The 13,377-nt window shown below is 50.2% G+C and carries 11 protein-coding genes; 3 read left to right on the top strand and 8 right to left on the bottom strand.

Going from position 1 to position 13,377, the window contains the following annotated elements:
• Positions 1-32 precede the first annotated feature (32 nt).
• Positions 33-908: a prephenate dehydratase gene (pheA, locus tag HJG54_RS05385; protein ID WP_036002515.1), complete on the bottom strand. Its 876-nt coding sequence runs from the start codon at positions 906-908 to the stop codon at positions 33-35.
• Between the two features lie 267 nt (positions 909-1,175).
• On the opposite strand from pheA, the gene HJG54_RS05380 reads away from it, so the two are divergent.
• Positions 1,176-1,781: a DUF1997 domain-containing protein gene (locus HJG54_RS05380; protein ID WP_316433791.1), complete on the top strand. Its 606-nt coding sequence runs from the start codon at positions 1,176-1,178 to the stop codon at positions 1,779-1,781.
• 147 nt (positions 1,782-1,928) lie between these two features.
• Here HJG54_RS05380 and HJG54_RS05375 read toward each other — a convergent pair whose 3' ends face one another.
• The 4 genes from HJG54_RS05375 to HJG54_RS05360 form a co-directional block, all read right to left on the bottom strand.
• Positions 1,929-2,567 (bottom strand): ribonuclease HII, encoded by a 639-nt coding sequence (locus HJG54_RS05375; protein ID WP_316433790.1) that lies wholly within the window; start codon positions 2,565-2,567, stop codon positions 1,929-1,931.
• Between the two features lie 69 nt (positions 2,568-2,636).
• Entirely contained in the window at positions 2,637-4,718 is a 2,082-nt protein-coding gene (locus tag HJG54_RS05370; protein ID WP_316433789.1) for an Rne/Rng family ribonuclease, read from the bottom strand.
• An 829-nt stretch (positions 4,719-5,547) separates the two neighbouring features.
• Entirely contained in the window at positions 5,548-8,292 is a 2,745-nt protein-coding gene (locus HJG54_RS05365; RefSeq protein ID WP_420717332.1) for a TIGR03960 family B12-binding radical SAM protein, read from the bottom strand.
• Between the two features lie 101 nt (positions 8,293-8,393).
• Positions 8,394-8,741, bottom strand: coding sequence for an STAS domain-containing protein (locus HJG54_RS05360; RefSeq protein ID WP_316433787.1), 348 nt, complete (start codon positions 8,739-8,741; stop codon positions 8,394-8,396).
• Between the two features lie 625 nt (positions 8,742-9,366).
• On the opposite strand from HJG54_RS05360, the gene HJG54_RS05355 reads away from it, so the two are divergent.
• Entirely contained in the window at positions 9,367-9,561 is a 195-nt protein-coding gene (locus tag HJG54_RS05355) for a hypothetical protein (RefSeq protein ID WP_036002502.1), read from the top strand.
• 56 nt (positions 9,562-9,617) lie between these two features.
• Here HJG54_RS05355 and HJG54_RS05350 read toward each other — a convergent pair whose 3' ends face one another.
• On the bottom strand, positions 9,618-9,998 hold the full coding sequence (locus tag HJG54_RS05350; RefSeq protein ID WP_316433786.1) for a hypothetical protein: 381 nt from the start codon (positions 9,996-9,998) through the stop codon (positions 9,618-9,620).
• Positions 9,999-10,172: 174 nt separating this feature from the next.
• Between HJG54_RS05350 and pip the strand changes: the two genes are divergently transcribed.
• Complete coding sequence (gene pip / locus HJG54_RS05345; RefSeq protein WP_420717382.1) at positions 10,173-11,120, top strand: prolyl aminopeptidase; 948 nt, start codon at positions 10,173-10,175, stop codon at positions 11,118-11,120.
• A gap of 109 nt (positions 11,121-11,229) precedes the next feature.
• Here pip and HJG54_RS05340 read toward each other — a convergent pair whose 3' ends face one another.
• Together HJG54_RS05340 and HJG54_RS05335 are read right to left on the bottom strand one after the other, a co-directional pair.
• Entirely contained in the window at positions 11,230-12,036 is an 807-nt protein-coding gene (locus tag HJG54_RS05340; protein WP_316433784.1) for an alpha/beta fold hydrolase, read from the bottom strand.
• Between the two features lie 2 nt (positions 12,037-12,038).
• A complete protein-coding gene (locus HJG54_RS05335; protein WP_316433783.1) occupies positions 12,039-12,758 on the bottom strand; it encodes a lysophospholipid acyltransferase family protein in 720 nt (239 codons plus the stop codon).
• Positions 12,759-13,377: the final 619 nt, after the last annotated feature.

Below are 13,377 nucleotides of genomic sequence, written 5' to 3'. Positions count from 1 at the left end.
TCTTCTTTAATGCGACTTATGATTTTCTAGCTTCAGCCTTGCTGTTGGGACGCAAACAGCAACGATAGGTCAACGGTTTGAATTGTATAGCTGCCAAACACCTTCAGGCTTTCGGTCTCATGCTGTAGTTCTAGCAAAGCTGATTGCACCGCATCGGATTGCAGGCTGGCTTCAATGTCTACAAAAAAGAGATAATCGCCCAGCGATCGTTTGGTTGGGCGAGATTCAATCCGACTGAGGTTGAGGTCGCGTTTGGCAAATACCTGTAGCGTTTTGACAAGCGCCCCCGGCACGTTGGCTGGAATGCTAAAAGCTAATGAGGTATGACTACCAACTGAGGAACTGTCCAGACTTAATACCCAAAAGCGGGTGCAATTATCTGGATGGTCGTTGATCGGATAGGCCAGAACTGGCAGATTATAGAGCTGGGCAGCTCGTTGAGGGGCAATGGCGGCAATCGTAGAACTTTGATTCAAAAATTGCAGCGCTTCGGTAGTGGAATTGGTTGGAATCAGTTGGGCCGTCGGTAAATACTTAGTCAACCATCCCTGACATTGAGCTAGCGCTTGTGGATGAGAATAGACCGTTTGAATTGTACCTAGGCTGCTAGCGCAGGAGAGCAAAGCATGGGAAATCGGTAAAACTAAAGCCTGCTGGATTTGAAGCGTATCGAGCTGCCATAGCGTATCCAGGGTAGCTCCCACGCCGCCTTCAATCGAATTTTCAACCGGAACAACACCTAGACGAGTCTGTTGGTTTGCGACTGCGTAAATGGTTTGGATAATACTGGGGTAGGGGCAAAGAATATACTCTTCGCCAGTTTTAGCGCTAAAGAGCTGGGCGCAAGCCAGAGCTGCACTTTCAGCATAAGTTCCTGATGGGCCAAGGTGGGCAATTGATGTAGCCATAGAGTTGGTTCTGCAACTTTCAAAACAGTAGAGAATAGCGGGGCTTAAGACTGCAACTACTGGCAGCCAGTTTTTCGCAGGTATAGCTTTAAGTAGTCTAAAGGAGTAATGCAGTGTAAAAGAATGCAACAATCAGTGAACTTTACTCAGAAAGTGAGCACTCAGAGAACTATACTCTCTAAAGTCAAGGTTGTTTTCTGGGAGAAATTGTAAAATTTATTTAAACACTTTGACAGCAGCTACTCAAAGCTCCTTAATGAAACTGATATGAATGTTCGCTTCTCCGCTGTGCAATCGGTCGAGATCGCCGTTCCTGAACAGCCGATTCCGATTCAACATTACCTGCGTCAGCCGCAGCGTCTAATTCATGCCTTGATTGACCCAACTCAAGTGGAGCTATTGGGCAATGACTGCTTTCGCTTCAAAATGCGACCGCTCCATTTTATGACATTGAGCCTGCAGCCCACGGTTGATCTACGAATTTGGGCAGAATCGGATGGAACTATCTATCTACGCTCAATTGGCTGCGAAATTCGCGGGATTGAGTATATCAATCGGCGCTTCCACTTGGGCCTAATGGGGCAATTATCTCCTGTGCAGCAAGCAGCCAAAACCTATCTGAAAGGGCGGGCTGACCTTCAGGTAGAGGTTGATCTACCTCCTCCTCTATCGCTGACACCTCGGCCTCTAGTAGAAACAACGGGCAATGGATTGTTGCGCAGTGTTTTGTTAACCATCAAACAGCGGTTGGTTCACCAACTTTTGTCAGATTACTGTCTTTGGGTAGCTGCCCAAAGCGAGGCATCGCCTCAAACGCTAGGAATTGGACTCGATCAATCGGCTTTACTGTCGCCCAACGGATCGGCTCTTTAGTTGCGAACGATGCTGGCGGTTAGCAACCTTGCCCATATAAGGCAAAACCCGCCTTCGCGGGTTGTTGAGCAAAGCGCTATCAGGGTTTTTGAGAATCTGCTTGGCCTCTACAAGCTACAGACACTCGATTGTAGGCATTGAGCAGCCTCAACTATCCGAACGGCAGGGGCTGAAGGAACGGCGATGTTGACGGGAAACTCCTAACTGCTGAAGGGCTTGCCGATGTTTAGGGGTACCGTACCCTTTGTTTGTGGCCAAATCATAACCAGGATAGCGGGCTGCTAAACGAACGACTAGTTGGTCGCGCCAAACCTTGGCAATAATGCTAGCTGACGCAATTACAAGCGACTGCCGATCGCCCTGAACAATAGTCTGTTGCGCCATCTCTAAGTTAGGTATCCGTTGGTTCCCATCAATCAAACAAAACTGCGGCTGGGGCTGAAGGCGACGAACGGCGCGTCGCATTGCTAGTAACGAAGCTTGCAGGATATTAATGCGATCGATTTCCCATACTGATGCCAGCCCAATTTTACAGTCGAGGGCAAGGGCTTGAATCTGAGCAGCGAGAGTTTGACGTTGAAGGGGCGAGAGCTGTTTACTGTCTGTAACACCAGCCTGCTGGAGTGGAGCCAAAGCCGTTCTGGGCAAAATCACCGCCGCAGCTACCACCGGACCGAATAGCGCGCCTCGTCCTACTTCATCCACACCCGCAACTAATTCGCTTTTAAAATACGGATGCCCGAATAAATCAGACGAATCACTCAACGACAAACTCAACTGCTGCATCGTGGCAGATTCCCCATTGTCATTGTCCTATCACTGCCTTGTCTCAGAAGTCTCAGAATACAGATTGAATCACCCACCTGAGGTTGAAGACCGCCGCCGCCGCCGCCGTCTGCTGGGGTCGATTCCAACTTCGGCAGGATTAAAGCCGCCGGGTGCGGAATTCGCTAGCGTGGGTGCCGTAAACCCAGAGCCGTTCGCAGTCTCGGCGATATCAGCGGTATCCAATTCGTCATTGACTGCCATTTCCGCCTCTAGGTCATCCGGGTCTCCATCGTAGTCGAAATCACCTGCAGCATCATCACCTGCGGCATCATTGGCCAGAGCAGATTCAGCGGCTCGTCCAGTTTGGGCAGCAGCCAACTGATAGTCAGATCGAGGAGACTCACCGGGGGCCGTAATCGCAATGATGGTTGATTTTGGATCCTTGACAGGCTCTGAAGCTAATACCAGTGGAGAGATACCCATTAGAGCGTAGACATCTTGCTCTTCCGGTGTCATTTCCACCGAAATCACTTGCGGTGGTTCGGCAGGCGGTTTTTCCCGCCTTCCCCGATTCCGTTCAGGTTTCTCACTGCGAGCTTCCTTAGCCGGACGAATCGGACTGACTCGGTAGGCTGGGGTCTCCTCAGCCGGACCAACCTCTTCTTCAGTTTCTAACTCAACTCCAACCCGCGGCAGTCCGCCTTTAACTGGCGGTTCATTCTTCAAACGAGTGCGTCGCCGTCGCCGATCGCCACCTCGGCTGCGTTCCTGATAGTTGGGATGATTGGTTAAATCCAACTCCTGCAAGTCAGAAGTACCGTCATTATCGAACTCATCAGTATTTCGGTCCCAAGTTTCTCGCAGAGCAATGCGCGGTTCTGCAACGGGGGCTACCCGCAGCACTTCTACCGGTTCAGGCACCGCCTGCTCAATTTCACCCGGTAAATGCACTAAATGCCCTAACCCACTGCAGGTCGGGCAGGTTTGCCCAAACAGCTCATAAATATTTTGGCCCTGGCGTTTGCGCGTTAATTCAACCAAGCCCAATTCGGAAAGCTGAGCGATTTGAGGTCTCGCCTTGTCAACCCGCAGCGCTTTGTTGAACTGCTCTAGGACTTGCAGTTGGTCACGTCGAGAATCCATGTCGATGAAGTCCACGATGATCACGCCTGCAATGTTGCGTAAACGAAGCTGACGGGCAATTTCTGCCGCGGCCTCACAGTTGGTCCACAGTACCGTTTCACGGGCTGTTGCGGAGCGCGTAAAGGAGCCAGAGTTGACATCAATTACGGTCAGGGCTTCCGTGCGCTCAATAATGATATAGCCACCAGAGGGTAAGTCAACCCTCGGCTTGAGTGCTTCCCGAATTGCAGCGTTAACGCGGAAGTACTCCAAAATTGGCACCCGGTCACGGTGATGGTCGATTAACACCCCTTGAGGACTTTTGCCGCCGCTCCAGTTGACCAAGTGTTGCTTGACGCGCTTCAAGCCCGTATGAGAATCTACCACAATCCGGTTAACGTCAGCGCTGTAGACATCGCGCAAAACCTTTTGGATGAAATCATCGTCGCGATTCAACAGGCTAGGCGGACGCAGCGTCATCGCCTCTTGCTGAATACTTTCCCATTGTTTCTGCAGGGTTTCCAGGTCTTCTAGGATGGCTTCTTCGGCCATGCCTTCCGCTTCGGTACGGACCAGTAGTCCCATTCCAGCCGGTTTGATCAAAATGGCGAGTGCCCTGAGACGATTGCGCTCAGTATCATTGCGGATCCGACGGGACAGGTTGACGCCGCGACCAAAGGGCATCAGCACTAGATAGCGCCCTGGCAGGCTGATGTTCCCAGTCAAACGCGGCCCCTTGTTGCCAGTCGGTTCCTTCATAACCTGCACAAGCACTTTTTGTTGCGGAGCAAGTAGTTCTGTGATGGAACCGGCAGATTTTCTCAGCCGCAGTGGCCCTAAATCAGTGACGTGAATAAACCCGTTACGTTCGCTGTCACCAATATTTACAAACGCGGCGTCAATACCTGGTAAGACATTTTCGACAACGCCTAGATAGATATCTCCAACCTGATGGGTTCCCTTAGCAACGATCAACTCTTGAATTTGATCTTCCGAAAAAACGGCAGCAATCCGGTGCTGCTCAGCGATAATAATTTGCTTTGGCATTCAATTTCCTCAAAAATTTTCAGCATTGAAGGCACTAACTCTATCTGTGCCATCGACGCTGGTACAGGCAGTTTCATAGCCGAGTTCTGACATGGCACAGTCTATTTTTCCGAGACATCCTACTTCGATTGATCTCAGAGGGGTCACCCCTAGATAGCGGACTAAGATAGCGGAAAGCGCCCAGCAAGCATTAGGAAAGCTGGTATGGATCTCTAAAGCACTCAATGATTGAACAACAATCAAACAATAGAACCCTTCGCCCGATACCTTTCTAGGAAGACAGGCACCCAGGAACTGGAAGTAAGACAAAAACTTTGCAGAAGCAGACTTCGCCCTGTATCTGGCACCGGTTGAACCACTAGCAACCGGAAAGAGAAATGAGTCTGCAACGGCTTCTCTTGCAAAGATTATAGCGCGGACAAAGTTTTACGCCACAAGTACAACAAACATTTTGCTAAAACGGTGGGCAAAAGTTTATAAAAACTCCATAAGCCAATCTGGTAGGGTGGGATTCTACAAGATAAGGGCAGAAGCAAACTACCGCCTTCTAAGCCGCCTTTTGACCTTCTGAATTGTTCAACCCATTTAGCAACAGATAGAGAGTGCAGTTACCTTGCCTACCGCGAGCAAGAGGCTGTGCCCACAGCAAACAAGAGGCTTGTGCTAAACACATGCTTTGCAAATGCACTGTTAAATCTGAACTGGATCTGAACAATAACCTGGTCGAGCTATTTGTTGCTCTACTTAAAATTCTAGCGAGTGTGGCATCAATTGGTGAAAAGCCACTCAGCGCCTAGGAGTAAAGTTAGGAGGAAAGGCCAAGTTGCGGTCACTCGTGCAATGTAGCTAAAAACAGGTGCTGCCGGTGAATCTGCCTCAACTGAAACTCCTGCTGCGCTACAAACTCCAGCATCTGAATGACATGCTCTGGTCGTAGTAAAGCTCCATCGTTGCGACAGCTACCCACATAGCGCACACCCACCCAAGGCAGTATGGCTGAATCTTTCATCGCCTGGGGCATCTGCTCCGGCGCGAGAAGCTCTAATTCAGATAATCGCTCTCGTAGGTTGATTTGCTGCACCTTGCCCGATTTCGTGGTGTGCTCCACTAAAATTTGGGAGCTGGCTAAAATTTGGTCGATCCAGGATTGCCAGGTGGCCGGAGCTGGTTCTGTCTCTGACCTAGTTTCTGAGCTGCCCAGGCACTGTATTGCCAACACATATTCAGCCTGTTCCAACAACTGAGTTGCTGAGGCAGAATTGACTGCAATCGACTCGACTCGATAGAGGGGAATGGACTCAGGCAGTTGAGCAGCCAACTTCTGCTTGAATGCTTCTGGTTCCATCGGCTCGGTCAAGTCAAAATCAACGATTTCACCGGAGCTGGTTGTCCCCAAGGGCAGCGCACTGGCTGGAACGATACGTGGACCCGGATGAAACCCGCCGGTAAATGCGACTGGAATAGCGGCTCGTCGAACGGCACGGTCCAATAGACGCATCAGGTCTAGATGGCTGATCAGGGCCATGTCAGCTTGCTTGCCAAACCAAAGGCGCAATCGTTGGGCACGGTTTTGATTTGGGACAAAATGACCGGTGAAGGTCGGAATCGGTGGTGGTGGCACCACAATATTGTGGCCGAAATCGGCTCCACAGACGCCGCAGTGAGAACAGCCATCAAACGAGCAGTCTGGTACGGTAGCCGCCTCTAGTGCCCGCTGAAGGTCAGCTTTGAGCCATTGTTTATCGATGCCGGTATCAATGTGGTCCCACGGTAAAGGCGTATCGCAACTAGGAGCCGATTCGAGATCTGTCGCTGGCTGCTGGGCTGGGTTTTGAGGAAACGGTCGATCTGCTCGGTGTTCATCTGGCAGTGGTTGGGCTTGAAACAGATTCCACTCGCCGGTTTCAATTTGGCGATACTTCCAGGTGAGTCCTGCTTCCGTAATGGCCTGGGCCCAGGCGGCAAAGGCCCGATCCAGACTCTCCCACCAGGCATCCATTCCGGCACCTAGTTCCCACGCTCGCCGAACGACGGCAGCCAAGCGACGATCGCCCCGGCCCACAAAGTCTTCCATTGCCGAGATGCGCACGTCAGTAAAGTTGGCCTTGGTGCCAGGAACAGTGCGCAACTCCTGGCGCAATAGCTCCTGCTTGCGTTCGAACTCAGCGGTCGAAACCGAATGCCACTGGAACGGTGTGTGAGGTTTGGGTGTGAAGTTCGAAATGGTAACGGTAAAGCCCAATCGCTTTCGGCCTTTGGCGCTACATTCCCGTTGTAGCCAGCGCAAAGTTTCGGCAATGCCCAAGACATCTGCATCGGTTTCACCTGGTAAGCCAATCATGAAGTAGAGCTTGACCCGGTCCCATCCCTGCTCATAGGCAGTTTTGACGCCGCGCAGCAACTCTTCGTTGGTCAAGCCTTTGTTGATAATGTCGCGCAGGCGCTGGGTTCCGGCTTCAGGGGCAAAGGTCAGGCTCGACTGGCGGGTACCACCCACAATATGGGCTATGTTTTCATCAAATCGGTCCACCCGCTGGCTGGGCAGCGACAGCGAAATATTTTCTCCCTTGAGGCGGTTTTTGACCTCGACGCCAACGGCAGGCAACGCTAGGTAATCTGAGCAACTGAGGGAAAGCAGCGAGAATTCGTTATAACCAGTAGCCCGCATGCCTTGCTCGATCGCCTCGATTACTTGCTCAGGCTCCACATCCCTGGCTGGACGGGTTAGCATTCCAGGTTGGCAAAAGCGGCAGCCTCGCGTACAGCCCCGCCGAATTTCGATCGTCAGACGGTCATGTACTGTTTCTACATAGGGGACTAAGCCAATCGAGTAGGCCGGAATTGGTGTGGCAACTCGCCGCAGCACTCGCTCAGGCACATCGGACCGATTCGACTGAACCGATCCATCATCTGCCATATCGTAAAACTGGGGCACATAGACGCCAGGGACCTGGGCCAAATCAAGCAGTATCTCCTCTCGGCTCAAGCCTGCGGCCTTGCCTTCTTCCAACACCAAGCCAATTTCTGGCAGCAGTTCTTCTCCGTCTCCAAGCGCGATAAAGTCGAAAAAGTCGGCATAGGGTTCGGGGTTGGACGTAGCGGTTTGCCCGCCGGCAAAGATCAGCGGGTAGCTGCCTTTGGTGACATCCCACACATCTGCTGTTCTGCGCTCGCGCCAGGTTAAGGGAATTTCCGCCAAGTCAAGCATTTCCAGCACGTTAGTTGCCCCTAGCTCGTAGCTGAGACTAAAGCCTAAAATGTCGAATTCGCTCAATGGCCGTCTGGATTCAACTGCAAATAGAGGAGTGGCAGTTGCCCTTAATTTGGCTGCTAGATCCGGTGCCGGCAAATAGGCTCGGTCACACAACTGGCGCGGCTGCGCGTTCAAAATACTATAGAGAATGATGTGCCCTAGATTGGATGCGCCGACCTCATAAACCTCTGGATAGGTCAAAACCCAACGGATCTGAGACCCTTCCCAAGGTTTATGCACAGCACCCAGTTCGTTGCCTAGGTAACGAGCAGGACGCGCGATTTCTGGCGTTAATAACTGTTCTACACTTGCCACAGCCAATCTCGGAACTCAGCGATACGGACTTGTTCAAGTCTCATCTTACCGAATGTCCGAGCTTGTGGTAGTCAAGCTGAGTAAGCCGGACCGAGAACGCACCGAACTTAGGCAACGGCAATTTCCCGGACTGGTTGCCCATGTTGATCATCCAGGATGTCAAATACTCGATCAAGCTGAGTCAGTTCAAAAATGATTCGCACGGAAGCGGAAATACCGAACAAACTGAATTGTTTGTTCAAACGCTGTGCCAGGGTCAAAGTAGAAACCAACGCCATCAAACCTGCACTGTCGAGGGATTCAACCTTGCTCATGTCAACCAGGAGAGCGGAATGCTCATGAGAAGAGATGGCTTCAGCTAGCTGCTGCTGAAGCGTGGCTGCATTCGCTGAATTAATCTGGCCATGGGGTTGAATAACAGTTGTTCCGGAGTGAGCGAAAGAGCTTTCCTGCATCGTTTGATCCTGTCTTCGGAGCGGTAATACTGACTGCGAATCCTGGGAAACCATTTTTCTGGAATGTACAGACAATAGCTTTGACGCCTATGGAACGTCTATAGATAGAGTACTAGATTCAACCAGATTTGCAGAATCTTCATCTTTCAAAATTTCCTCTTTAAAGTTTTGAGTAAAAAAATACAGCCCTAAGTATAGGACAATACAAAATCTTCATCTGGGCTTTATCTCAGCTGCTCGAAAGTTAGCTGATGCCCGTGACATTTCTATGTCGGGTATCAGTACAACTCTATATACTTCACCGCTAGTTTAAAAAAGTCTTAAAGTCGTCATTCGTAGGACTAGCAACGGTAGAATCGCCCTTAACTCAAAGGAGTTGCTCGAGCGTTTGAGGAGGTCATCACCTTAACCCTTCAAGCCAAAGCCTCAGATTAAAATCTTCTGCAAATCTTCTGCAAAATCCGGAATTCTGCTCGCTCAAGCTGGAGTAAGGGATTAGATTCGTGAAATAGCACCCTGTGATAGATATCACGCTAGCCAATGATAGTGATCATGGGAGTTAGACAGGGTCTAGCCGAAGATTTAACCTGAAATCGCCCTCACCACTATTTGAAGTAGATGGACCATGAAAACAACCCATGTGATTCGTCAACTTGTTGCCAAAGCTTTGTATATCAAACAGTTGACACCCGATATCGAAAACGAGATCAACTATGAGCTGAGCCGTTTGGGCTATATTTCTGACGCCGATTATGAAGCCCTGGAACTGTTAATGTCAGAAATGGATGCGGGCCGGATTCGTCTGGTGCCTAGCCCTTAATCTCTAAATCTCTAACCGCTAAACAAGAACCACTACCCCACAGATTGAACTTGGGCTTAGCTTGATGGGTGCATTGGCCGAAAGGCGTCAGGTTGAGCTTGGCAAATTTTACGAATAAAAGCTTGCAATTGCTGGTGCGCTACCGGTTCAGGAACTGGGGTTGCGCAGCTGGCCTTGAGATTCTCTAATTGAGCCAGGATTGGCAGTACTTCTGTATCTAGCGCTGTTCGAATCAGGGTGTGAGGGCAGAGTAAATCTGACCCTTGGCGCAAGTCATACAGAATTGGTAATGCCCGCTCCTGCTGCGTCTGCTGCAGCAATGCTAGGGGTCGCAACCAGCAGAGATTCCGCTCTTGGATGATTTGAATGGCTTCTCCGTATAAGGCGGTGTCTTGATACTCCAGGCAAAGAATTTCATAGCAGTTGCTGTCAGGCATAGTCCTAGAACCAAGTTACAGACAAATTACAGAGTCGCTTGTCCACAGTCAGCTAGCAGCTGAACTGCTTGAGCCGCATGTGCATCTCAAGTCTCAATTTTAAACAGGATCTGAGTCGGTGCTATCGCAACACGCTAAACTCTGAAGCGGATTGGCGCTATGGAAGCGGATGTTATGCGAGAACTGTATCCACCGATCGAACCCTATCAAACAGGCAAACTGAAGGTTTCCGAGTTGCACACACTGCACTACGAGCAGGCCGGTAATCCAGGCGGCAAGCCAGTCATCTTCCTGCACGGTGGCCCCGGTGGCGGCATTGATCCGATTTATCGCCAGTATTTTGATCCACAGAAATGGCGGATTGTCCTGTTTGACCAGCGCGGTTGTGGGCAGAGTACGCCCCATGCCGAGCTAAGCCAGAACACGACTTGGGACTTGGTGAGCGACATTGAGAAAATCCGCAGTCAGCTTGAAATTGACCAGTGGGTTGTGTTTGGTGGCAGTTGGGGCAGCACTTTGGCGCTTGCCTACAGCCAATCCCATCCGTCTGCTTGTAGAGCGCTGATTCTGCGCGGAATTTTTCTGCTACGACAAAAGGAACTACGCTGGTTTTATCAAGAGGGAGCGAGCTATCTGTTTCCCGATGCGTGGGAAGCCTATCTCCAGCCAATTCCGCCAGAAGAACGGCAAGATTTAATCACGGCCTATTATAAACGTCTGACCCATACTGATCCTGAAGTACGAGCCACTGCTGCTCAAGCTTGGTCGGTGTGGGAAGCCAGCACTAGTAAATTGTTTCCCGATCCCAATTTGCAGCAGCGGTTTGGCGAGACTCAATTTGCGGATGCCTTTGCCCGCATCGAGTGCCATTATTTTGTTAATAAAGGGTTCTTTGAGCGTGAAGACCAACTGTTGATGCAATGTGATCGGATTCGTCATCTGCCGATTGTGATTGTGCAGGGACGATACGATGTGGTCTGCCCGATGGTATCGGCTTGGGAACTGCACCGAGCACTGCCAGAGGCTGAGTTTATCGTAGTTCCTGATGCAGGCCATTCAATGACCGAGCCGGGAATTCGCAGCGCCCTGATTGAGGCAACTGACCGCTTTGCCCAGTTGTAAGCCGTGCTAGCAGTTGGCGGTGAGTCTAACCTGACCAAATTCTTGACGAACTCCTGACGAATTCCTGATTCGTCAATCACAGAGCCAGAATCCCATCCTGAGTGCAGGATTAGCTCTCGGTTACCAATTGCGACACTGGCAAAAAATCAAGCGATTTGAGAATGTCGTATAGATTTACATCGGCCTCTAACAAACAAGCATGGCCGCTATCGGGCAACACGTAGGCTCGAGCTTGAGGTATGAGTGCACACAGATGCTCAGCTTCGCTAACGGATGGTAAAATACTGTCCCGACCGCTAGCAATCACGATGGTTGGCTGCTTGATCTGCCGCAACTGATCATCGTTGATGTCGAATTCTCGCAGGAGGCCAACTCGCCACACCGAGGTTTCTTGCGTCATGCCCTGCACCGCAGTTAACAAAGCGCGTCGGTCGTTGGATTCTATGCGTCCCAGCGAGGCAAGAATCGGCAGAAACCATAGCCAAAACATGCGATAGACCGCTTCCGGCACCGGGCGGGCTAAAAACGATAGCCAATAGAGCCAAGACTGTTGCCGAAAGGCCGAAGCCGGATTGACTAGCACTAACCGATCAAATAGATAGGGCGCATGCAAAATCACTTTCAGGGCCAAACAGCCGCCAAACGATTCGCCGCAAAGGTAGACTGCTGACCGGGGATATTCCTTCACTTCTGCCTCAACGAGCTGCACGACCTGTTCCACCAGCAGATCCCAGCCGTTTAAGTCATCGGGAGGAATTTCCAAGCAGCGAATGTCGAAGGTTTTTTCAAGCCCTTCCAATTGACGATAGAAGAGCTGGCCAGTACCGTCTCCACCGGGCAAGTAGATAAAGAGAGGTGCATTAGGTTGGCGGGGTCTGGGTGAGCGGAGGACAAGAAAATAAGGCGTCTCTGACATGTCTAGCAACCGTATTGCAGCAAATCGGTGATTTCACTCTGGCAATAGCTCATCAGGTCAGCAACGACACTTTTGGCCTGTCTGCCTTGATAGCTTTGACGTTGAGCATCGGTGATCCACAAGGGTTTTCCCACCAAGAGATCCACTCGCTGGTACATCACCATCGGATGCCATCCGGCTTGATCAAACAACGGTTCGGACGGATCAAACAAACTCAAAAACTTAAGCGGAACTGGAAAATTGGTCGTTTCGTGTTGAGAAGCGATAGCAACCGGTAAAACTGCCAGATCCCGAACGGGTGCTCGTAGGGCTAAATGGGCAAAGCCACGATGAAACTCACCAACCTGCCGTGGAGGTGTGAGATGCACCATGGGTTCGGTTCCTTCTGGGAAAATGCCAACAACCTGCTGAGTTTGCAGCAATTGAACTGCTTGATGAAAAAAACTCTGCTGCCGATGCTCAGGTGCATCAAGCGGAAAACAGCCTAAGCGCAGCACAAAATCTCGCAATAGCGGCACTTGGCCCATGTAATGATGGCAGGCAAAGCGAATAGGTCGATTCAACGCACTCATTAATAGTGGTGCATCCATAAAACTGCGATGGTTACTAACCACCACAACTGCACTTTCATGGGGAATTCGGTCGGAATGATGAGTAAAGCTCCGAGTTCCTAAAGCAGCAAGCAGTTGTTGGGAAATGAGTAGCGGGCTGTGAACTGGCATTCTGATGAAACGTCTAGCTTAACCTTTCTTCATACTAGAGTATTCTTCTAGTGCTTTGCCTATATCAAATGATGGGTCTGCCGATTGCCGCAAGGGGGACTTATGTAGCTGCTTCCGGATTAACGCCGTTAATGTAGTGGGTTTGCAACGACTTAAATCAAGAGCAGAGATTTAACCTTTGCTTAAAGTTGCAATGGTATTGCATCAATTGTATAGACATGTATGGATGCGATAAGCAAACCGAGAGAAGAGAGGAAAATTAGCCGATTCATTCCTAGACTTAACTCATTCCAAACTAATTGTTGACGATTACGAGCGGCCAATTCATCTAGAGTGCTGATAATTTGAATCGCAAAATTGATTCGTTCCAAACTAGCTGCATACGTGAATGGCTGCACAAAAGTTGCACATCTGTCTTGGTTTTCCTTAATTCGGAAACGATTAGAGACGAAAGAAAATCAACTGTATTGATTCGAAAGCATCAAAAACTCTGATTATTTTTTATAATTGCCTAAGCATTGACTGAACTTGAATTTAGGCCATCTGTTGGCTTTGTAGCCTTAGCACTCCGTCAGATTAACCATCTTTGAGATTTCCTGAGAAAACTTTAAAGCTTACG

It is taken from the genome of Leptolyngbya sp. NK1-12, assembly GCF_032598965.1.
Lineage (GTDB): Bacteria > Cyanobacteriota > Cyanobacteriia > Elainellales > Elainellaceae > Elainella.
Note: the sequence above shows the minus strand (reverse complement) of the source record. Positions and strands in the feature narration are given on the sequence as shown.